The organism is Desulfovibrio intestinalis (assembly GCF_014202345.1).
Taxonomy (GTDB): Bacteria; Desulfobacterota; Desulfovibrionia; order Desulfovibrionales; family Desulfovibrionaceae; genus Desulfovibrio; species Desulfovibrio intestinalis.
Genome location: NZ_JACHGO010000007.1, coordinates 81661 through 105064, shown reverse-complemented (window position 1 = coordinate 105064; position 23404 = coordinate 81661). Strand labels below are relative to the sequence as shown.

Here is a 23404-nt window from a genome sequence, read left to right as displayed (position 1 = left end):
GAACAGATGAACTTGGATAAGAGGTGGTCATGAATCCAACAATAGCCATGCCAAGCAATATGTTTACCGTCGCATCGTCTAAATGTGGCAATGTGGCACCTCCGATTTCCAATGAGTTAATCAAGGAAGTAGAGGCCCAGCTCTTGCGCAGTTTCATGACGAAATGTGGTGGCAAGCTAAACCTCGCGGATGCTGTCGCTCTATACGGTAATTCTGTTGATGGTGCGCGACTCGTGAATGCAGTTAGAACCAATAAAGACGGCTCGACAAATAAGAATGAATACAATTTTGGGAATGAGTTTGAGGCGTTGGAGTGCCATGCAACGCAAAGAAATGGCATTGTTGACGGTGACAATAAAAAAGCTGCTCGAACTGATGACCTTTCAGTGCAAAAGAGCAAAGGGACTCTTGAGCATGACTCGCTTGAAGAACACGCGACGTTATATGATCAACATACCGATGTTGTTGTGTATAGTGAAAAAGGAAAAGTTTTAGAAAGACTACAAATGAAGCATGTGCGTGGGACAGCCATTCTTATTAAGGAGAACTATACAACGCACCCAGATGCGCCGGATTTTATCGTTGTACCGCCAGACAGCTATGAACGGCACAAGGAAAATCTTGAAAAAATTAGCAAGTCTGCACGATCTTCAGAAATACGTGAACGGGCAAAAATTGCTTTAAGCAAGTTAAAAGCTGGAAGTGTAGATTCTTGCTGGACATCACGCCCAGATACGGACAACCATTCTATCCTTTCAAGCCTAGTTGAAAAAACAGGGGGCACCAATGGTATCGTAGGCAAGGTTCTTCCCCATGCTTCTATCATGATTCAAGCAGGCTCTGACGCGGCAAATAGGGTGGGGGGACGCGTTGGCGCGGTTCTGCTCAGCGAATTGGCCGGGCTCGTTGTTGGCGGGGCCATCTGGGAGTTGCGCGATGCCCACGCCAATCCTGAGGGCATGGAAATAACCGACCGCATTAAGCGTTTGTTTACTATTTCTGTAGATAAACTAAAAAAATCCGGTGTATTGCGTTGTGGGAGAGAGATATCTCTTGAGGTTATGAACCTGCTTTTGGGATTATTATCCAGCGTTTGTGCATCTTTAAAAGGTCTGCTCCAATTGCTGGGCAAAGGCCTCCGGCAAGTCTGGGACAGTATTTGTGACTATATTTCTGGAAAAATTCCTTCCTTTACCACTCTCGTGTCTACCGTTGCTAAGGTGCTCTCTGCCGTTGGCATTGGTACTTTGGCTTTACTTCTGGAGGAAAAACTCACTCTTCTAGGTTTGCCTTCCCTGATCAGCGGATTGTTGGCCGCCGCTCTTGCTGGCGTTGCTATTGTTTTTGCCAACAGGGGCATCGATGCTCTTGTTTTTTCATTAACCAGTGCGTTTTCTCAGGCCAAAGCTGCCAAACTGCGCTACGAGAAGATTGCTGCTTATTGCGAAGAAATTATACCGAAATTGATTGAGAGCAGAGAAAATTTTGAAAAGATGGTCAACGCTTACTATGCTGAGCGAGAAGCCATTATTACAAAATCTTTCGCAAGCCTCAAAGCTACAATGCTGACGCAGGATGTCGTGCAGATATTCCACTCCTTGGAAGAAATAAATAATTTATTTGGAAAATCACTAGGATGGAGTACGCAAGAGGAATTTGACGCCTTGGTATTGAGCGAAAAAAGCTTTGTCTTGTAAGTTGAATACGCAAATCAGACGATTATAGTTGTACACAAAACGATCAAGCTTCTGTTACGGCCTCCATGTCAACAGACATGGAGGCCGTATTCTGTATTCTACTTAAAAACTTTAAGATTAAAATCCTTCATTCCAGCTTCTGGAACCTGCCTGGGCCATAAAGATTGTGACGCGCCCACGCCGCCAGCGTGGACTCCACAACCTCAGGGGCAGGCTATGGTGCCAGACGAAAACAATACCCAATGCCAAAAACGCCGCCATATGGCGGCCCCGACACCGCGCACTGTCGTGCAGACCGAGTCCTATGCGCAGGCTTACTCTTCAAAATGCAAGCCTGAAAATTCGCTGAGGCTGTTGAAAAAATCTCTGATTCCTACCCCGGTGGCGGCCACCAGCGCCAGTGCCGACATAACCCCTGGCTCTTGCCTGCCCTTTTCTACAGCGTTCACATTGCGCAGATTGTACTTCGCTGTTTTCGCCATAGCCGTTTGTGATACTCCGCCCGCCACGCGGGCTTGGGCAAGCAAGGGGCCAAAGAGACACTTGATGTCCTCTTCCACCTCAGGGTGGTGGTACATCACTGGCACAGGTTCATATTGCTGCTCCGCAAGGCACAGGCTTCGCGTGATGTCAGCTTCAAGCAAGCGCTGGAAAAAATCTCCAGGGACTGCTCTTACCCCCACCACCATGCGCAAGGCAAGCATGACACCCGGTTGTCGGATGCCTCCCTCAATGCGTTGCAGATTACGAATATGATAGGGCAGGCGCACAGCCAGTGTCCATTGTGAGACATTGTGTTTTATGCGCTCCTGTCGAAATGCTGGTCCAAATGGGCATAGTGAATCTTGCATCATGCAAGATTTCTACGAAATGTTGCTCATTTGCTAGTAGGTTATTGACCGGCGGCTAATTTTACATAATTCTCGTATCGGAAGACCAATGCTGCTCCGGCTTCCAAGAGGAAGCCGTTTCGGCAAAACCAAACAATTTCCGAGGAGGAATGCATGCGATTTACACAAGGAGCCCTGAGGATGCTCGTGCAGCGTTACAGGGGGATTTTGAAGAAATGTCACTTGCTCAATGCGCTTGGCGGAGTGGTGGTAAGCGCTCTTTTGCTGGGAGGGGGCAATATGGCGTTCGCCGCAGCCCCCATCGTCATCAGCGACAACCATCAGGTGGCAGACGGCATTACCGAAGAATACACTACTATTGACGTCAATAGCGGTGGAATCTTGAGTATTGCCCGTAATGGCAAGGTAGTAGGTACGGACGCGACCATAGGCGCGGGAGGGCGCATTATCTCTGCCAAGAATCTGCATATCGGCACTTTTGGATCAGGGCAGGCCAACACGGGTTTGCGGGCCGACAGCCTTACCATCGGGGGCTCCAGCGGCAGCTTGGCTGAAGCCCAAGCCTCACACCTGAGTCTTAATGGCGCGGTAACCATAAATCAGCATGGCAAGCTCACGCTGGATTCAATGAATAATGACAGCGCTTCTACTTGGATGAATGGCAAACTCACCATCAATGGTGGTATGCTGGACATTGCAAGCTTGAGCATCGCTTATGACAAACTGGTGGGGGCGGACACTTCTGGTTCTCTGGCACTGACTAACAATGGTCAGCTTGTCGTGCGCAATACCTTGGCCATTACGGAAGGTAGCTTTACCAATACGTTGGGCGGAGCCATCAAAACAGGTAAGCTTGTCATGGATGCAGGTGAAAGCTACACGCACGACACGGCAAACTCCCTGAATATTATCGGCACGGCAGGCGGCGGCGCGTTCTTTATCGGGACGAACCTCACCGTGAAGCAAGGCGATGTGTTTCTCGGCTCTGACGCCACACCTTCAGGCTCGCAGACGACCACGGCGGATGTGTCCGTTGACGGCGGCTTGTTGCAGGTGGGACACGGCAACTGGCAGGCTGGCGATCTGGCCCAGACTGGCGGACAGGTCAAAGTCAGTGGCAATGGCGTATTGACCGTAGACAGTCTCAACCAGACCGGCGGGCTGCTGACCGTGGGGGGCAGCGGCAATACCGGCAAGCTGGTGGTTGACGGCTCTTTTGCTAACACCACGTATAGCGCAGGTACGGCAGGTGTGGCCGTTGCCGGCACTGGCGTGCTGCAGGCAAAGTATGACGACCTGATTACCGGCACCGACTTTAAGGATACAACGAATCAGAAAGCCATCAATATAGCCGATGGCGGCACATTGCTGCTGGACGGCTACAGCGGTTCCGGCATTACAGTAGCCGATTTCAAGGCGCTGACTGATAACATTCTCGCTTCCGGCAGCAACGGCACCGTACAGGGCATAACCGTCACCTATAATAACGAAACGTTGCAGGTGGTAGGTGATGCCCATGCGGCTCTGACCACTACTGTGGTGGACGGCAGCAGTGGCCTTTCTTCCGGAGCCGCCACAGTGGGCGGCGTCACAGGCGCAACCACTGTCAGCGGCAATGCGGCTCTGACGCTCACCGGACAGGCTTCCGGCAATGTTCTGGCGGACAACGGCGTCACGCTGAATGGTGGCATACTGACTCTGGGCAATCCTGTGGGTGGTTCAACGGGTGGCACTCTTCAAGGCGGCATTGACGCTTCAACTGGCACCAATACCATTAATGTGGTCAATGGCACGCACACTGTGGATGGAGGCATTACCGGTAATGCGACCACTACAGTTGCCGTGGGCGGCAGCGCCAACAGCGGCACTCTCATTGCCACAGACATCAGCATGAACGGCGGTCAAATCAATTTTGACCCGCCCTTTGCTGCCGCTGGTGATACTTCCAACGCCTCCATGGGTGGCTTGACCTTTACGTCCAATACCGTGGACGCCCTCATGACCGTGGGCCAGAACAGCATGGTTTCTTTGGGCAGCACTGATGCCGAATGGCTGCGCACACAAGTGCAACGTTTTCAGAGCGACGGCAAGGGATTGTGGGGGCAGGATATTACCGCCGCACTGGCATTGCGTACGCCGCAGACTTTGGACGCCACCGGCGGCATCAATGTTGACGGAACATGGGTTACGGGCGGTTCCGCCGCCACCGCCAACACAGCACGTTTTGCCGATAAGTCCCTGCTGGTAGTTGACGCCGCAGGTGTCGGCAGCAGCGTGGCTCTTTCAGGGGAAGCCGGGGGCACCAGCACCCTTACTGTGGATTCCGGAGCAAAATTGCACATTGTGGGTGGTCAGGACGGAGCAACGGTGCATGTCACTGGCGGCTTTGGCGCTTCCACAAAGGACGCTGCCAGTTGGGTTGGAAGCAACCTGACCACAAGCACCGCGCTGCTTTCCGCCACGGGCGGCACGTTTGATACAGCCAATGGCGAATACAGCGTGACCCTTAAGGCCAATGCGGCGGCTTCGTCCTTCCCCCTGCTGTCGAGCAGCATGGGAACGCTGGTGGATCGCATGGTGGTCCAAGCCGGAGTAAATCCTAATTCGTCCAACGCGGGCGTACGTTTCATATCTCGCGCCGTAAGTGACAATTACATCGGCACGACTGACAGCAGACAGACCGCTGCCACCATTGAAGGCGCTGCCCAGTTGGCTGCCGTAGGCGCGGTACAGGGCAGCACCCTGAGTGCTGCGACTGCCGCATCTGGAGCCGTGCTCAACCGTACATCCATGGCCCTGCCGCGCGCGGACATGAGCCAGGCTGTGGCCGTGCGACAGGATACGGACGGCAGTCTCAGCCTTGATTCCGGCCTCAGCGCCGGTGACGGCCTCAAAAACGGCCTCGGGGTGTGGATCATGCCGCTTTACCAATCCAACAACGTTTGGGGCATGAAGGCGGAGAACTTCAAGACGGGCTACAACAGCAACCTGGGCGGTATTGCCTTGGGCGCGGATTACACTATCAACGACATGTTCCGCTTTGGTGCCGCGTTCAACGTCGGTGCTGGCTACGCCAAGTCCAGTGGAGACTTCAACAGCACGGACAACCGCTTCAACTTCTGGGGTGTGAGCCTCTATGGCGGCTGGGTATACGACAACTTCGGGCTCTCTGCCGATGTGGGCTATACCGGCAACTACAGCAAGGTGGAGCAGGATATGCCTGCATCCATGCAGATGCGCGACCTCAAGGCCGACGTGACCAGCCATGCCTGGAATACGGGACTCAAGGCGGAGTACAAGTTCAACGCAGGTGCGCTGGATATTATCCCCCATGTGGGAGTGCGCTATCTGGGTCTTGTGACTGACGGCTATGACGTGAAGAGCGGCGGTACGGTCTTTGAATTGGACGGAAACACTCAGTCCATCTGGACATTTCCCGTGGGTGTGAGCTTTGCCAAAGCCTTTGAAACCGAAAGCGGCTGGCAGTTCAAACCGCAGCTTGATCTGGGGATTACCCCGGCAGCGGGCGACGTGAAGGCCAAGAGCAAGGCCCGCATTCCCGGTGTGGACAGTCAGGCCGAAATGAAGATGCAGGTGGTGGACTACGCCACCTTTGACGGCGGCTTGGGCTTTGAGCTTGGCAAAGGCGACTTTACCCTTGGGCTCAACTACAACCTGCAGGCTTCGGAACACCGCACAGGGCATGGAGTGTTTGGTTCGTTGAGGTATGAATTTTAAAGCCGGTTTGGTTGGATAACTGAGGGACTGAGGAGAGAGGGCCGGGGATTTCCCCGGCCCTCTCTGTTATAGCTGGCTGTTTTCTAATGAACAAGGACAAACCCTCACCGATTGGCAAGCACAATTGTTGCTGCTATACCAAACCCTCACCATGTCCATGTTACTGCTGAGGGCAGCTTAGCGCCCCGTCCCAATTTTTCGTATTGCTAGAGGAAAATTCATGCTTACAGAACAGCACAGCAAACTTGTCGAATTCATCTGGAGCATAGCCGAGCGCCTGCGCGGCCCCTATCGCCCGCCGCAGTACCGCAAGGTTATGCTGCCACTGATTGTGCTGCGCCGTCTGGACATGATGCTGGAGGACAGCAAGGCGGAGGTGTGCGCCGAATACCAGCGCCTCAAGGCCATACAGAAAGCCAACAAGGGCAATGAAAAGCAAAAAATGTCTGACGACACCATCGTCAAAACATTGAGCCACTTTGTGAACCAAAAGCATGGGGTGAGCTTTTACAATGTAAGCCCGTACACGTTTTCCACCCTGCTGCATGACCCCAATGGCTTGGCCGCCAATCTGAACGCGTACATCAACGCCTTTTCGCCCAACGTGCGCATAATTTTCGACAAATTCAAGTTTGATGCGGAAATAGCCGTACTGGACGACAAAAACCGCCTGTTCAGCATCATCAAAGAATTCGCCGACGAAAAAATAGACCTGCACCCGGACAGGGTGAGCAACTTGCAGATGGGCTATATTTTTGAACACCTCATTCGCCGATTCAACGAGCAGGCCAATGAGGAAGCCGGGGACCACTTTACCCCGCGTGAGGTCATCACCCTCATGGCCCACCTTGTCTATACGGGCGACGATGACATCTACACCCCAGACATAGCCAAGACCATCTACGACCCAGCCTGCGGCACTGGCGGCATGCTGTCCGTTTCGGAAGATTATATCCGCAGCCATAACCCACAGGCACACCTTGTGCTCTGCGGGCAGGATTATAACGACGAATCGTGGGCCATCTGCTGTTCCGACATGCTGATAAAGGGCGAAAACGTGGAAAATATCGCTCTGGGCGACACCTTGGGCGACGGCAAGAGCAAGGACCAGCACGAGGGTAAACAGTTTGACTACATGCTGGCCAATCCCCCCTTTGGTGTGGACTGGAAGGACCAGTTGCCAGCGGTGAAAAAAGAGCATGAGACCTTCGGCTTTCAAGGACGCTTCGGCCCAGGCCTGCCGCGCATCAATGACGGCTCGCTACTCTTTCTCCTGCACATGCTTTCCAAGCGCCACCCTTCAGAGGCCGAAGGCGGCCAGCCCGGTGACGGCTCCAAGATCGCCATTGTGTTCAATGGCTCGCCCCTGTTCACCGGCGATGCGGGCGGCGGAGAAAGCAACATCCGGCGCTGGATCATCGAAAACGACTGGCTGGATGCCGTGGTGGCCTTGCCTGACCAGCTTTTCTACAATACCGGCATCTATACCTACATTTGGCTGGTGAGCAATCGCAAGCCTGCCGAACGCAAGGGCAAGGTGCAGCTCATCGACGCCACGCGGCATTTCCGTAAAATGAAAAAAAGCCTGGGCAACAAGCGCAATGAGCTTTCAGAAGAACATATTGCGGAGATTGCCCGCCTGTATGGCGAATTTGCCCACAACGGCACCAGCATGGTCAACGGCACGGGCGACCTCAAAGAGCGCGTGTGCTCCAAGGTGTTTCCCAATCAAGCCTTTGGCTACATCAAGCTGACGGTTGAGCGCCCCTTGCGCGTCAATGTGCAGGTGAGCCCTGAGCGTATGGCACGCTTTACCGAGAGTGGGCCTTTTGCCTCGCTGGTGGTGAGCAAAAAACGCAAAAACAAGGAAGCCATAGAAAAGGATGTGCAGGCCGGGCAGGCAATGCAGCAAAGCTTGCGTAAACTGCTCAGCCTCTTTGACGCGGGCAAGCTGTACATGGACAGGGCTGACTTTGAGGCAGATTTGAAGAGGGCCTGCAAAAAGGCAGGCGTAAAGCTGGAAGCCCCCATGAAGAAGGCTCTGCTTTCTGCCCTGAGCGAGCGCGACCCCAACGCAGCCATTGTGCGCGACGCCAAGGGCAACCCGGAGCCAGATAGCGACCTGCGCGATACGGAAAGCGTATCCCTGCCGGAAACGCTGTCTCTCCCTCTGCCCCTGGGCTACGGCGGCAAGGGCGACAAGGTGAACAACAGCAAGCTTGTTGCGCTGGTTCAACCCCATTGCGACAGCTATTTTGAACGCGAGGTGAAGCCGCACTGGCCCGATGCCTGGATTGACTACGACAAGACCAAGGTGGGCTACGAAATTCCCATGACCCGACATTTTTATGTGTACGAGCCGCCGCGCTCGCTGGAAGCCATTGAGGCGGACATGGCAGCGCTGGAAGCTGAAATCGCCGAACAGCAGGGCATAATGACGGGCCTTGCCGGGGGCCGCGCGTGAGTGGCGCAGGAAAACGTTGGAAACCCTATTCGGCGTATAAAGATTCGGGTGTGGAGTGGCTGGGGCAGGTGCCGGAAGGGTGGGAGGTCGGGCGTGTAGCCTTTGGGTATAACATTGCGCTAGGAAAAATGCTCCAGCCTTCTCCAAATTCTGAGCAAAATATTGTTGTACCTTACTACAGAGCCATGAATGTGCAGTGGGAAAAAATTGATAGCGACTTGAAGGTAATGTGGGCGACTCCTGAAGAAATAAAAAATTTTGGTGTTCGGCAGGGTGATCTGCTTGTATGCGAAGGCGGAGAGGTCGGTCGTGCTGCTATTATTAACTTTCCTATTGATGAGCCCACAATAATACAAAATGCATTACATCGAGTAAGAGCCTTTGAAAATTGTCATGTTAGATACCTATTGCGTGTTTTGGAACATGTAGCATCGGCAGATTGGTTTTCCGTGCTCTGCAATAAATCAACAATTGCGCACTTTACAGGGGAAAAATTTAAAGCACTCAAGTGCCCCCTTCCCCCCCTCCCCGAACAACTGGCCATCGCCACCTTTCTTGATCAGCAATGCGCTCAGATAGATTCGCTCATAGAGAAAAAAAAGCGAATGCTCAGCCTGCTGGACGAAAAGCGGCGTGCCGTCATTACACAGGCCGTCACACGCGGCCTTGATCCCACTGTGCCCATGAAGGATTCCGGCGTGGAATGGCTGGGCATGGTGCCGGAAGAGTGGGAGGTTCGCCGTTTTAAATTTTTGGCGTCAGTTTATTACGGGCTTAGCGAACCTCCTGAATATCATAAACAGGAAGGGGTTCGATTTATTCGAGCAACCGACTTGCATGCCGGGAAAATTTTTCTTGAAACAATCCTTTATGTCGACCCTAATGACATCCCACGGGATAAAATTTTTTGGCTTAGGGGTGGAGATATTATTGTAGTTAGAAGCGGTGCGTATACGGGAGATTCAGCTATCGTTACAAAGCAACTTGAAGGCTCTATCGCAGGTTTTGATATGATTCTTCGATGCACGGAAGCGGTACCGCAATTTATTCAGTGGGTATTGCTTAGTGCTTATACGAAGGAAACCCAAATTGATTTGCAAAGGATGCGAGCCGCACAGCCACACCTAAATGCCGATCAGTTAAAAAATTGCATCTTACTTTACCCCCCCCTCCACGAACAACAGGCCATAGCCGATTACCTTGACGTCCAGTGCACCGCACTGGACAGCCAGCGGAAAAACCTGGAAAAATCCATTGAACTCTTGCGTGAGTATAGGGCATCACTTATTACTCATGCGGTGACCGGAAAAATTGACGTGCGCGACGTTGCGCCCCTTCAATAACACGTTCAAGCCAGCCGAGGAGCCTTCATGCCCGCCATGCACACGGAGCGCCGTTTTGAGGAAGCCGGTGAGCGCACCCTTCTTGCTCAGGGCTATGTAAAACGCTCGGCGCGGGACTATGACGCGGACGCGGCTCTGTTTCCGGCAGACGTGCTGGCCTGGGTGCAGAATTCTCAGCCCAAGGTCTGGAACGCTCTGCTTAAGGCTTTGGGTACGGAAGACAATATGGCCGCCCAGTTGCTCAAGGCGCTGAAGGACCATTTGGCGGATTCCGGCAGTCTGCATGTGCTGCGCCACGGCTTCACCTGTTATGGCAAAAAAGTGAGCATGGCCGCCTTTGCCCCGGCCTCCGGTCTCAACCCCGAAACTATTGCTCTGTACAAAGCAAATATTTGCGCCGTGGCCCGCCAGATTCCCTGCAAGCCCGGTGTCGGCGACACCGTTGATACTGTCCTTGCTGTCAACGGCATACCCGTGGTGACGCTGGAGCTGAAAAACCAAATGACGGGGCAAACGGCGGATAATGCCAAGATACAATACGAAAACGACCGCGACCCCGGCGCACCATTGTTCCGCTTCAATGAACGGCCAGAACGAACGCTGGCGCATTTTGCTGTTGATACAGACGTGGCGTGGCTGTGCACCCGCCTGAAGAAAAAAGACACGTACTGGCTGCCCTTCAATCAGGGGCATCATTTCGGCAAGGGCAATCCGCCTTCTCCTACCGGGCTGTACCGTACCGCCTATTTGTGGCATGAAACCCTGTGCCGTGACAGCCTGCTCGACCTGCTGGCGCGCTTCATCCATCTTGAGGTGAAGCGAAAAAAAATTGTGTCAGGCAAGGCCATCAAGACCATCACTACAGAAAATCTCATCTTTCCGCGTTATCATCAGCTTGCCGCTGTGCGCCAGCTCACGGGGCATGCCCGTGAGCATGGTTCGGGGCACAACTATCTGGTGCAACACTCGGCAGGTTCCGGCAAGTCCAATACCATCGGCTGGCTGGCCCACCATCTGGCAAGCCTGCACAATGCTGACAATGAAAAGGTGTTCCACTCCATCATCGTCGTGACAGACCGCGTTGTCATCGACAAGCAGTTGCAGGACACCATATACCAGTTTGATCACAAGCGCGGCGTGGTGGAAAAGATTGACCAGAATACCCGCCAGCTTGTGGAAGCCCTTGCCTCCGGCGTGCCCATAATCATCAGCACAATCCAGAAATTCCCCTTCATTGCTGCCTCGCTGGAGCGGCTGACCAAGGAAGGGCATGATGTTTCGCTGGCGACCAAAGGCAAGCGTTTTGCCGTCATTATTGACGAAGCGCATTCCTCCCAAAGCGGCGAAACCGCTACGGAGCTACGGCGTGTGCTTAACAGAGACGGCATTGAAGCGGTGGTGGCGGAACAGGTACTAGATACGCAGGATGATGAAAGCCTGAGTGAAGACGCCCGTGCCGAGCTTTTCAGGGAGCTTTCAGCCCGCACGCGGCAGCCCAATTTGAGCTATTTCGCCTTCACGGCAACCCCGAAGTACAAAACCCTGGCGGTGTTCAACGAGCCGGGGCCGAGCGGTTTCCCGCCTTTTCATCTCTATTCCATGCGGCAGGCCATTGAAGAAAATTTTATTCATGACGTGTTGGCTAACTATGTGCCGTACAAGACATATTTTTCTCTGGTCAAGGCCGCTGCGGATGATCCTGAAGTACCCAAACGCAAAGCCGCCCGTGCGCTGGCCCGTTTTGTGGGGCTGCACCCGCACAATATCCGCCAGCATGTAGAAATCATAGTGGAGCACTTCCGATCTTCCACCATGCACAAGATCGGCGGCAGGGCCAAGGCCATGGTAGTTACAGAATCGCGTCTGCACGCTGTGCGGTATAAGCTGACTCTGGATGCCTATTTGTTTGAAAAAGGGTATACGGACGTGCGAACACTGGTGGCCTTTTCCGGCGAAGTGCGCGACCCAGACAGCGGCAAATCCTATACCGAACCCGGCATGAACAAAAATATCAAGGAAAAGGAGCTGCCGGAACGCTTTGAAACCGATGAATTCAATGTGCTGCTGGTGGCCGATAAATACCAGACAGGCTTTGACCAGCCTCTACTGCACACTATGTATGTGGATAAAAAACTGGGCGGCGTGCAAGCGGTGCAGACGCTCTCACGCCTGAACCGCCGGGCATCGGGCAAGAGCGATAACTTTGTTCTCGACTTTCGCGACCAGAGTGCCGACATTTATAAGGCCTTCAAACCCTATTATGAAGACGCGGCCATGGGCGAAGCCCCTGATCCGCAGCGGCTCTATACGCTGCACCGTGAGTTGTTGGACAGCGGGATCATCAATAATGAAGAAGTGCAATCCTTCTGCGCCATCTGGTTCAGTAAGCGCGGTGATTGCACGGCGAACCACCAAAAGCTTAATGCCCTTATTGATCTGGCTGTAGAGCGTTTCACAGGCATTGCGAAGAAAGAGCAGGATCTGTTTCGGGGCAAGCTGGGCGCTTTCCGCAATCTCTACGCTTTTCTTTCGCAAATTATCCCATATGGCGACTCTGAGTTGGAAAAAATTTATGCCTACAGCCGCTTTCTATTGGCCAAACTTCCTTCAGAGGATGGCGGCGCGGCCTTTGCGCTGGATGATGAAGTGGCTCTGCGCTTTTATCGGCTGGAAAAGCTGGAAGAAGGCAAGATACGCCTGGACGAGGGCGAGGCCGATCCTCTGAAAGGCCCCACGGAAACGGGTAGCAGCAAGGGGGATGAAACAGAAGTGCCGCTTTCCACCCTGGTGGATGCGCTCAATGAACGCTTCGGAACCGCCTTTACCCCGGCGGATCAGTTCTTTTTTGACCAGGTGGCCGAGGCCGCTGCTGAAGACGAAACCCTCAGACGTGCATCAAAAGTTAACACGCTGGAAGCCTTTGGCCTTGTATTCGCCGACATTCTGGAACGCTTATTCATCACCCGTATGGAGGGTAACGAAGGCATCTTTGACCGCGTTATGAGCGACAAAAATTTCCGCAAAACTGTTGAAGACCAGCTTGTCAAAGAAGTTTATGAACGCCTGCGCAGGGATATAGGGGCGGTGGCGTAATACAGCTTCTTCGTTGCTGCATCTCAAATTTTCAGCGTAATTCAATAGTTGGTAGAATGGAGTGATGACATGACACAGTTGGAACGCGTGCTGGCCTTTCTCAAGGCTCACCCCGGTGAGCAGTTTACTGCCAAGCAGATTGCCGCCGCCATTACGCAGCAGTTTGCTGAAGACTATGCTTCTAAACGGAATAATCCACGATTTGTCGATGAGGGCAGTTTTATTGTGCAGGTGGCAGCAGAAATTGGTGCTCGCAAAAGTGCGTTGCAGTGTGCTGGCGTGGTCTGGCAGGACAGGCCAAAGCCCCGTCGATATTTTTGGGAAGCGGATGGCGATGCTTCCGGGTGTGACCAGTCGGTCATCGAGACGCATGAAACGGAAGAAGACGACCAAGAACACGAAGTTGCTTCTTTTTCCCAAGACATACGCAGTCTCAGCGAACACGATTTGTATCCTGTTCTTATGGACTACCTTAAATCTGAATTGCAATTATATTGCTTACGCATCAATGAATCTCGTTCGCGCAATACACGTGGCGCAGGCGGCAACAAATGGTTGCACCCGGATATTGTAGCCATGCAGCCGTTGGACAGAGGATGGGATGGCCTTGTGCGCAACTGTGTGCAAAAAAGCGGCAGCAATAGCGTTTGGTTGTGGTCTTTTGAAGTAAAGAAAGAGCTGACCGCGTCTAATGTGCGCGAATGTTTTTTTCAGGCTGTCAGCAATTCCAGTTGGGCCAATGAGGGGTATCTGGTAACCACCGCCATTGCTTCTGGCGGCGGTGTGGAACAGGAACTCCGCATGCTGTCGGCTTTGCACGGCATCGGTGTGATTATACTGGTGCCCGAAAATCCTTCGGAAAGTGAGATTTTTTTGCCAGCCATCAGTCGGCCCGAGGCGGATTGGCAGTCCATCAACCGCTTGCTTGTGGAAAATGGCGATTTTAAAGAATTTGTGGGGCAAGTGAGTGACTATTTTCAAACTGGTCGCTTGAGGGAACGCGACTGGGGTTGGCGTCACGAAGCGTGAATACAATTCTATTTCCAGCATTACAAAAATTCTCTGTGAAGGCCGGGATTTCTCCGGCCTTTCTTGCTGCTGGAATCAAAGCAAACGCATATACAAGGAACCGTGGTTGGCACACGAGCACCTCGCCAAGCGTAAACTGGGTTCAGATAAAAGCTATACAGGAACGGCAACAGGAATTTGAATTTGGTTGTCAATGGCCACTTTCACGGGGGTGTAGATATCCACTTCCTGCGCTTCTGTGTGGAGGGAAATGATAAGGCTATAGCGGGCAAGGCTATCTGCCTTCTTGAGGTGGGCACGTGTTTTCCACCAGCCGCCAACGGGAAAGACCGCTACACGGTTGCAGACCGCGATTTCAGCTCCAGTACCTTCCCAGTAGTCCGAGTGGACAGAACCAGAATTTCTTCCGTTGCGACCAATACCCCAGCGTTCACTAAGGGCCGCATCGCGGGGTGGAGCGGGCACGTCCTCTTCTTCCTCTCTTGCAGCTCTATTTATGCGCTTTTCAAAATCTTGAAGCGACTCATGTGGGCCGCATACTTCAAAACGTAATCCGTGCGATGCGTAGCGGTATTTGCTGTCCCACCCCCGCTGTCCAGGGCTGGGCTCAATAAAATAGGACAAGGTTATCCGCAGGGTGACTGGAGTTTCCGCCAGATCCAGCAAGGCATCTTTGGGCCATGGCAAATCGAACATCTGGAGTTGCATGCCCTCAACGAGTTTGTTTACATTTTCATCAAAATATCTAAAAGGCATAAATTCACGTTCTGCCACTAGCACCAAATTGTTATTCAAACAGCGCACGGCACGTTGCAAGGAAGGGACACCGTGCCCACATATACGCTTTAGCTTTGCAATCTCAGTCTTACTGGCACCAGGTGCGAACTGTTCACGCATGGCAGTTGTCCACTCCGCAGAGTGCACCATAAGGGCACGGATGGTTTCCGGCCATGCTTCAGGGTAGGCCAACTGTAACTGGGCAGCAAACCACGCGGCTTCTGCCGTTGCGGCACTGGTGGCGTCAAAGTTGGTGAATAAGCGATGCTGCATACGGGATGAGGTCGTCAAAACACCGAGTGCGTCATGCGTGCAGCAGTATCCGTCAGCAGAGCGCGCCACATTGCCTCCCTCAAAAACCACATCAGGCTTAGATGGCCGCTGCGAAGCCCATTTGCAGGATGTGCGGCTGTGCGGTGACAATCCGCCTTGTGGAGCCACAGCTACAGGATCTCCTGCTTGATTCTCAAGTTGCGTAAATTTTGTAAAGGCACCTATGGTAAGGGCGTTCCACGATTGTGCAGGATCTTCAACACTCATAGCCAAATTTGAGTTAGGATAGTTTGCCCAATCTTCGTTATTGCGGATGTTCCCAGCACTCAACAAAACAAGGTGTTTGGTGTCATCGCCCACACCGGCCGCCAGGCGATCAATGGCAGCAGACCATGATGTGGGTTCACCTTTGTCAGCAAAAGGTGAGGACGCACTGACAGCCATGCACAGCTGCCGCTTGCGCTCAGGGGCGGCGTTTCGCGCCTGCTGCACGGCACGCACAGTGACAAACCCGTAGAGTTTTTTTGGCAAATCATCCTGAGGGGGACGGATTTTACACGATTCCAAACAATGCGAGATAGTTATTTGGTCCGTACTGGCTAATGCCTCTGTAAGATTTCCGTATGTAGCAATACCCGCCATGCCCGTTCCATGGCCGTGATGATCGTTGATGCCCCAATCAGGGCACACGGTGTGCATGTCTTCATCTTGCAAGACGGGCGCAAGCAAGGAGTGTCCATTATTAACGCCTGTATCCAAAATGCAGACTGAGACAGAGGATTCTGTGTCAAACTGGGTCTTTCCCAAAAGTGAGGTGGCCCAGTCAGCCTGCTCCTTGGGGGTGAGATCGAGAAAAAATTCAGCGGGTTCACGTGCAAGACGACACTCGGCGATATCGCTGGAAACTTGCAATAGCCTATGGAAGGCATCCCTGTTGATTTTAGCCAAAACGACAACACGCTCAGGGAATGAAAGGCGAGACGTTTTACTATATTTAATTTGAAGGGCTTCAGCCTGTTGCTCAAAACGCCTCACAGCCTCAGCTGTTTCGTCATCCTTCAACCATAATTCACACCATTGCGGTATTTCCCGTGGCATTTCAGCTTGAGCGTCGGTCCAAAAGTCATCCAAAAGGGCGAGACGAATCTCCTCAATACCACTGATGAGCTCGCCGTTCTTCGGATTCCCTTTTATCGTCAGTTCTGTTGCATAAGACTGAATTTTTTTCGTGAAGTTTTCTTTTTTTTCGTTGGGAATGAAGATGGTGGCAACCGTAGTTTTGGCATCATTTTCCACAAGCTGCTTCACGTTAAGCAACGTGTAATCGCCGCGGCTACTATCAAGACTCTTCGTCGCAAGATCTTTGCCTGCCGCTCCTTTGACCTGAAGATATACGCCTTTCTTCGCTGGTAGTGGTAAAACACTTTGCTCAGTGCTTCGCGTATTTTCGGCCCATGCGGCGGTAAAAAGACGTTGAACGTGATCTGCATGAGCTCTGGGGGTACGGAGCGGATATTTTGGATCCCCCCCTCCATTGCCTTTGTAGCGCTTTAACTCAGGCTCGGTGGGGATAAACAGAAGAGGATACTCTTGCATGGGCTACCTTGCGTATTTGGCTTTACGTGCAAGAAGGGCAGCAACGAGGTCGTCCTGCTGCACCTCTGTCTTATCATGCAGGATATTATTTTTCATTGCATCTGCACAGGCTTCGGAAATTTCAGCGTGGCTCAATCCCTCTGCTGCATTGACGACACTATCCATACACTCCGGAGGACGCCAGAAAAATCCCAGCTTATTCGGCAAAAGCTGTTCTATAGTTGCGCGGTCAGGGCTTGCATAATACAGTACATCGTCAAAGCGCCTAAAAAGGGCCGCATCAAGGATGGTCGCTTCATTGGTGGCGGCAACGATAATACTTTCAGAAGCATCTTGCTCTAACAGCTGCAAAAACGTGTTCAGTACCCGGCGCATTTCACCCACATCATTGGCGCGCGAACGTTCTCCCCCGATGGCGTCAAATTCGTCAAAAAGATAGACACCCCGGTGTTGAGTCATATGGAAAAATATTTGCCGCAATTTGGCGCTAGTTTCACCCATGTACTTCGTCACCAATTTATCCATGAGCACTGTATAAAGAGGCAGATGGAGTTCGCCAGCCAAAATTCGAGCGGTCATGGTCTTACCCGTACCAGGAGGCCCGGCAAGCAAACTTTTACGGCGAGGTAACATGCCATGTGCGTGAAGTTTCGCCCGTTGTTTGTACTCCAGTAGCAATCGCTCTATCTGAGAAAGTACTCTCGATGGAAGAATGGCCTCGGGCAAACGCTCCTCGGGGTGAGAAACGATAACAAGGTCGCTTATCTCGGCAGCGGCATTGTCTTTGAAGGATAAAACCTTGGCGTGAAGAGGCTGCCCTTTGATGGCGTCCACAAGCTGACGAATTTCAAGCGCAACAGTGCCATGCCCCAGCTTCGTTTCATGTGCTGCAAGCTGGATAGCCGTGGAAATAAACCTATCACGGTCATTTTCCTTGAAGGCGCGTATGAGCGTTGTTACTTGTGATGCTGTGGCCATTGTTTTTCCCCTAATAAGGACAACACAAAAGTCTAGAAAAGTAAACGCCACCGGGGTCAGCAATGTGCCTCACCCCTCGTAAGCATATCTCTGAAAAATTAGTGTTCCTGATATATAAGCCTAAGAATGAAACGAAGAAAATGCACCTACGAAAGCATTCCCAGGGAGCTAAAATTGTTATTCATCCAACCCTAAGAATATATTACTCTTTCAAGAACACCAGAGTAATGCTTCAAGCCAACTTGAAAGCCCTGTCCAGCACTAAGCTGGGCGGGGTTTTGTCGTTTTGTTATTGCAGGAGGATTTTCATATGAACCAATATCAATCAGAAAACATCACCGAATTGGCCAAGGCCTTGCTCAGCGTGCAGCGAACCGTGCGCCCCATAGCCAAGGACGCTGAAAATCCTTTTACCAAAAGCTGGTACGCCAGCCTCAACAGCGTCATGGATGCCTGTCGTGATGCGCTCATCGAAAACGGCATCTGGCTGTGTCAGTACCCTGTGCCAGTGGAGCAATCCAACTCACTCGGGTTGGTTACAAAATTGACTCATGCAGAGTCTGGTCAGTGGCAAAGCTCCTTGGCCGTAGTGCCTCTGCCCAAGGCCGACCCACAGGGAATGGGATCGGCCATGACCTATTGCAGGCGGTACGCTCTGACCGCCATGCTGGGCATGGTCACAGAAGACGACGACGGCGAAGGGGCAAGAACTGGTCGAAAATCGGCATCTCGCCCGAAATTGCCCGTAAACAGTCCTGAAACGAAAAAAGCGCATTTGCCCGGCACCAATATCAAAAAGAATTCTTCAGCCACCTCAAATCGCTCGTCAGCAGTACTCGAAAATCTTCCTCTGCTTGAAGGCGTCACCTACCAGCAGGTTACTGCCCAGGACGGACGGCCTTGCATCATTGCCAGCGGCAACACGCAAGCCAAAAAGGAAATACTCACAGGCGCGGGCTTCCGCTGGAACCCGCAGAGAAAATTATGGTGGAAATATGTTGATGCCGCATAGTGAAAACAAAAAGATCGAGTGAAAGGGCTGCCTGATGGCGGCCCTTTCGCTTTTATGGAGACAAAATCATGAAACAGACGGACCGCACGGAAGGCTTGCGGGCATTAATCCGTCAGGGGCTGCAGGCGGTCTCTCAGCAAAGTACCGCCGCTCATCTGGGCGACAGATCCACGTATGTGGGCATGAGCGACATTGGCCAGCACTGGGAATGCTCACGAGCGGCACTTGCTAGAAAGGTGATGCCAACACCGAATAGTCTGGAGCGGTTGCTGACCCTGCAACGCGGGCATTGGTTTGAATCCGGGGTTGGCCAGGCTCTGACATCGCTGGGCCTGCATGTTCTGCCTCAGCTTGAGATCAACTGGCAGTATCAAGGGGTGCCCATCAAGGCCCATCTTGATTTTGTGCTGGTCTGGGGTGCTCCCGTCAACGCCATACGGATTCTGGAAGTGAAGAGTACGGACAAGCTGCCTGCTTCGCCGCACGATTCCCACTTGCTGCAACTGCACGGGCAAATAGGTCTACTGACTCAAGCCTGGGACAAGCCTGCCTTCAGCATTCGTGCTGAGGACGGCACGCTTCTACATGACAAAATGACCTTCCCACAACTTTGCCGTGCCCAACTTGGCCTTCAGTTGCCCAAGCAAGCTGAGAAACTGAGTATGGAAGCCTGGCTGCTTTGTCTTTCCATGAAGGATGTGACCACCTTTGGTCCCTACACTTTTAATCAGGCCATGCTGGATACGGCTCTTGACCATGCGGTCCAACTCTGGGGCGACCTTACGGCCTACCGTGCCAGGAATTTGTCCCTTTCACAGGTAACCTGCGCCCAAGGTTTTTATCCGATCTGTTCCTACTGTGAATACAACGGCGACTGCCCTAAATTCCCGCAGGGAGTGCAGATGCCACAATGGGAGCCTGCTCTGGACAAGTTGGCCGTTCTTAAAAACCAGCGCACCACTTTGGATGCTGAAATCAGGGAGATGGAAGCCGTACTCAAGCTTGTACATCGGCAGGCTGGTACTCGCGACTGGGTACAGGCTGGAAAGCACCGCTTCCGAGCTGCAATCACATCTGGGCGGAGCACGCTTAACCGCGATGTCTTGCGTGAAGAACTGACCGATATTTTCCGCTTTGAGCGCTTGGGCGACCTTGACGTGGATGCCTTGCTGGCCCGCTGCGAGCGCACGGGTGCGCCTTCCGAACGGGTGTGCGTTTCCCCTGTCAACTGAACTCGGCGGATTCTGAAATAATCCGTTGGCACGAGTCTTATGCGAAGATTGTGTTTCAGGGGGCTTCTTGACGGATGTCAAATTAGATGTCATTAAAGACATTGAATTTGATTCAATTGGAGAGTTTCATGGATCCTATACACGCCAATATTACAGTGAGTGTCACGGAACTCAAACGCAATTTTGCAAATATCTTGGCTACTGCCAAGGATGCTCCAGTGGCAGTTTTGAACCACAACAAACCGGAAGCCTACCTTTTGTCCGCAAAGCATTACGAAGAAATCCTTGGAATTCTTGAAGACCTTGAAGACAAGAAGATCGTTGAAAGCCGCGAGCATGGCCCTTTTGTCACGGTGACGCTTGATGAGCTATAGTCTGCAGTTTCATGAGATTGCGCTGAAGGAGTGGAAAAAACTGGATGCCAGCATCCGGGAACAGTTTAAAAAGAAACTGGCTGAACGTTTGGAACATCCACGGGTTCCTTCATCCGCTTTGTCTGGCATGCGCGATTGCTATAAAATAAAACTGCGCTCAATTGGATATCGGCTGGTGTACAAGGTGGATGACGGCATCCTCTTTGTCTCAGTCATTTCCATTGGCAAGCGTGAACGCCTTGAAGTATATCGGAAGGCTTTGCAACGTGTGACTCCGGAAGAATAGCCGTAAGGCAGGCCGCTACCATCCGCAGGGCTATTTACACCCACTGAAGCCGTTCAATGTCTTCGGTCGATCAAGATTAACAAACATTACACCAAGTTTAACAAAAAAGCGTGTCCGTAAGGGCGCGCTTTTTTGTTTTGGAGGACAAAATGAAAAGCACCCTTACTTCCGAACTCGACTCTCTCCAGCCCACCGACCTTGATGCCGGTCAGGTGTTCAGCGGCAAACCCTCCGGCACCATTGTAAGAGGCTACGCGGCAGCATCTGCATACACCCCGGCAATAGATCTCGACTACATATTCCACGAGTCCAGTAGGGATATTGTGGTCTGGTTTCTCGCTTCAGCCGTAGGTGAGTCTGCGAGCCGTACGGATGAAGACAGCAATTGGTTACACGGTAATTCATCAACGCAATCACTGTCGCTATCCGTAAGCGGTAAAGCCGCTAACGGCTACCGCAACCCTCAGGGACTGCAGGAACCTCTCTATGTCTTCGGCCCCACAGGCTGCGGCAAAACCAGTTGCATCAAGCAGTTGGCGGCCAGGCTCAATTACCCCGTCTTTGAGGTAACAGGACACGGGCGGCTGGAATTCGCCGATCTGGTGGGGCACCTGACGGTCAAGGACGGCAACATGGCCTTTGAGTATGGCCCGCTGGCATTAGCCATGCGGTACGGCGCACTTCTTCTGCTTAATGAGATTGACTTAACCTCGCCAGAAATCGCCGCTGGCCTGAACAGCGTCTTGGATGGCTCCCCCCTGTGCGTAGCGGAAAATGGGGGCGAGGTCATCCAGCCGCACCCCATGTTCCGCTTCGTAGCCACAGCCAATACCAATGGCGCTGGCGATGACACGGGCCTGTACCAGGGCACACAACGCCAGAACCTCGCGTGGCTGGACCGCTTTACCATCTGTGAAGTGGGTTACCCAACTGCGGATGTGGAAAAAAGCTTGCTTGCCTGGCGCTTCCCTTCACTGCCCGAAGCGCTCTGTGCCACCATGGTGGAGTACGCCAACGAAATCCGCAAACTATTCATGGGCGAAGCTTCGACCGGCAATCTGACCAACACCATTGAAGTTACCTTCTCCACGCGCAGCCTGCTGCGCTGGGGCGATCTGACCGTGCGCTTCCAGCCTTTGGCCCATCAGGGCATACAGCCTGTCACCTATGCCCTTGACCGAGCGCTTGCCTATCGCGTCAGCCGCGAAACCCGCGCCATGTTGCACGAACTGGCCCAACGCATGTTCCCGCAACAGGTGGAAGCTGACGCCCTTAAAACCAAAACGACTGAAACAGAAAGCCTGCAAGGTGAACAAGCCCTGCGCTTCATGCGCAGCCATTTGAGGAACACTCCCACGGTGGCGAAGCCTCGTGTTCATCTGGAGGTAGCTCATACTCCTCCCGGTAAAAAACAGAGCGGAAAGTTCTGGATTGGCGAGGCCAGGCCTGAAGGTCTTATGCTCCATTGGGGCAAGCCGGACACTGCCGGGCAACAACACTCTATCCCTGCTGAAAATTGTGCGGGCAACAATTCCGTACTGGAGCTTGAAGCCCGTGCAGCCAAAAAGCTCACCGAAGGCTACGTCCTAAACATTACAAAAAGCTTATTTTAGGAGGCTGTTATGACACCGATTGTTTCTGACATTCGCATTCTTGACAATTTACTGGCCCTCAATCTCAATGTCAGCCTGTGGTCAGCCCGGCGCAAGATGAGCCAAGAAGACCTGGGCGGCGCAGAACTGCCCCCTGAAGACCTGGCATCTCTGGGATCAAAGCGCATTGCTGACCCGGAAAACCTCAAAGTGTTTGGTACGCTCAAGGCCCGCGCCTTCAATTATCTGGACAGGCACGGCGTGCGCTTCATGTCCGGCTGGGCCATTCCTGAAGAAAAAGCCGGTGAAATCGTGCAAGAGCTTTGCAATATACGCAACGATTTTCAGAAAGAAAAAGAGGCCTTTCTGGCAGGTTATGATCAGAATGTGCAGGCCTGGATAGAAAAGCACCATCAGTGGGGCGAAATTATACGCAATTCCATTGTGGGGCCGGACTATGTTCGCGTCCGTATGGACTTTCGCTGGCAATTATACAAGGTGTCCCCGTTGGAACAGCACTTGGACAACACAGCCGTGCTGGAAGCCGGTCTGGCAGAAGAAGTGCAGGGCCTCGGTGACACGCTCTTTGGTGAAGTAGCCAAATCCGCCGAAGACATCTGGCGCAGGGTTTACCACGGCAAGACAGAAGTAACTCACAAGGCCCTTTCTCCTCTGCGGACTCTGCATACCAAGCTCACGGGCTTGTCGTTTGTGGAACCGCATATCGCTCCTGTAGCAGATATCGTGCAGGCCGCACTGCTTCGCATGCCCAAGAAGGGCAACATTATCGGCACAGACTTGCTGCTTTTGCAGGGTTTGGTCTGCCTGCTCAAGGACAGTGATGCCCTAGTGGCGCACGCGCAGAAGGTCGTTGAAGGCTATGGCCCGGCCTTTGTGCTGGACGCTTTGCTGGCCGATTCGGGCGTTGTCAACGAATCAGACGCCCCCGCTGGACAGATAGATGACATCGTAGATGGGGAGATGGGCGACGAGCCCATACTGCCGGACATCCCTGTGGCAGACAACACGCTGCCTCATTCTGCCATTCCCAGCCTGGGCCTGTGGTGAT

General features: G+C 52.8%; 14 protein-coding genes and 1 pseudogene. 12 read left to right on the top strand and 3 right to left on the bottom strand.

Going from position 1 to position 23404, the window contains the following annotated elements; all coding sequences use genetic code 11:
* The first annotated feature begins 29 nt into the window (after nt 1-29).
* Entirely contained in the window at nt 30-1697 is a 1668-nt protein-coding gene (locus HNQ38_RS11645) for a hypothetical protein (RefSeq protein ID WP_183721068.1), read from the top strand.
* 314 nt (nt 1698-2011) lie between these two features.
* Here HNQ38_RS11645 and HNQ38_RS11640 read toward each other — a convergent pair whose 3' ends face one another.
* Nucleotides 2012-2467, bottom strand: coding sequence for a helix-turn-helix domain-containing protein (locus HNQ38_RS11640; RefSeq protein WP_183721065.1), 456 nt, complete (start codon nt 2465-2467; stop codon nt 2012-2014).
* 234 nt (nt 2468-2701) lie between these two features.
* Here HNQ38_RS11640 and HNQ38_RS11635 point away from each other — a divergent pair, with 234 nt between their 5' ends.
* From HNQ38_RS11635 to HNQ38_RS11615, 5 genes are all read left to right on the top strand, one after another.
* Nucleotides 2702-6286: an autotransporter outer membrane beta-barrel domain-containing protein gene (locus HNQ38_RS11635; protein ID WP_183721062.1), complete on the top strand. Its 3585-nt coding sequence runs from the start codon at nt 2702-2704 to the stop codon at nt 6284-6286.
* A 220-nt stretch (nt 6287-6506) separates the two neighbouring features.
* Nucleotides 6507-8750, top strand: coding sequence for a type I restriction-modification system subunit M (locus HNQ38_RS11630; protein WP_183721059.1), 2244 nt, complete (start codon nt 6507-6509; stop codon nt 8748-8750).
* Nucleotides 8747-10093 (top strand): restriction endonuclease subunit S, encoded by a 1347-nt coding sequence (locus tag HNQ38_RS11625; RefSeq protein ID WP_183721056.1) that lies wholly within the window; start codon nt 8747-8749, stop codon nt 10091-10093. The genes HNQ38_RS11630 and HNQ38_RS11625 overlap by 4 nt, the downstream gene beginning before the upstream one ends.
* A gap of 27 nt (nt 10094-10120) precedes the next feature.
* Nucleotides 10121-13186, top strand: coding sequence for a type I restriction endonuclease subunit R (locus tag HNQ38_RS11620; RefSeq protein ID WP_221277886.1), 3066 nt, complete (start codon nt 10121-10123; stop codon nt 13184-13186).
* A gap of 69 nt (nt 13187-13255) precedes the next feature.
* A complete protein-coding gene (locus HNQ38_RS11615; protein WP_183721052.1) occupies nt 13256-14215 on the top strand; it encodes a COG2958 family protein in 960 nt (319 codons plus the stop codon).
* A gap of 153 nt (nt 14216-14368) precedes the next feature.
* Here HNQ38_RS11615 and HNQ38_RS11610 read toward each other — a convergent pair whose 3' ends face one another.
* Nucleotides 14369-16861 carry a S8 family peptidase gene (locus tag HNQ38_RS11610; RefSeq protein WP_183721049.1) on the bottom strand — a complete coding sequence of 831 codons (2493 nt, stop codon included), beginning with the start codon at nt 16859-16861 and terminating at the stop codon, nt 14369-14371.
* Between the two features lie 3 nt (nt 16862-16864).
* Complete coding sequence (locus tag HNQ38_RS11605) at nt 16865-17839, bottom strand: AAA family ATPase (RefSeq protein ID WP_183721046.1); 975 nt, start codon at nt 17837-17839, stop codon at nt 16865-16867.
* A 310-nt stretch (nt 17840-18149) separates the two neighbouring features.
* Between HNQ38_RS11605 and HNQ38_RS11600 the strand changes: the two genes are divergently transcribed.
* The 6 genes and pseudogenes from HNQ38_RS11600 to HNQ38_RS11575 all read left to right on the top strand — a co-directional run bounded on the left by HNQ38_RS11600 (nt 18150) and on the right by HNQ38_RS11575 (nt 23403).
* Nucleotides 18150-18851 carry an ERF family protein gene (locus HNQ38_RS11600; RefSeq protein ID WP_183721043.1) on the top strand — a complete coding sequence of 234 codons (702 nt, stop codon included), beginning with the start codon at nt 18150-18152 and terminating at the stop codon, nt 18849-18851.
* Between the two features lie 68 nt (nt 18852-18919).
* Nucleotides 18920-20083, top strand: a complete 1164-nt coding sequence (locus HNQ38_RS11595) for a hypothetical protein (RefSeq protein WP_183721040.1) — start codon at nt 18920-18922, stop codon at nt 20081-20083.
* 128 nt (nt 20084-20211) lie between these two features.
* A complete protein-coding gene (locus HNQ38_RS11590; RefSeq protein WP_072311511.1) occupies nt 20212-20457 on the top strand; it encodes a type II toxin-antitoxin system Phd/YefM family antitoxin in 246 nt (81 codons plus the stop codon).
* On the top strand, nt 20447-20743 hold the full coding sequence (locus tag HNQ38_RS11585; RefSeq protein ID WP_183721037.1) for a type II toxin-antitoxin system RelE family toxin: 297 nt from the start codon (nt 20447-20449) through the stop codon (nt 20741-20743). Before HNQ38_RS11590 ends, HNQ38_RS11585 begins: the two co-directional genes overlap by 11 nt.
* A 149-nt stretch (nt 20744-20892) precedes the next feature.
* Nucleotides 20893-21996 (top strand): annotated as a pseudogene (locus HNQ38_RS14265) (AAA family ATPase); the annotation flags it as partial.
* 369 nt (nt 21997-22365) lie between these two features.
* Nucleotides 22366-23403, top strand: a complete 1038-nt coding sequence (locus HNQ38_RS11575) for a DUF3150 domain-containing protein (protein ID WP_183721034.1) — start codon at nt 22366-22368, stop codon at nt 23401-23403.
* The last annotated feature ends 1 nt before the right edge of the window (nt 23404 follow it).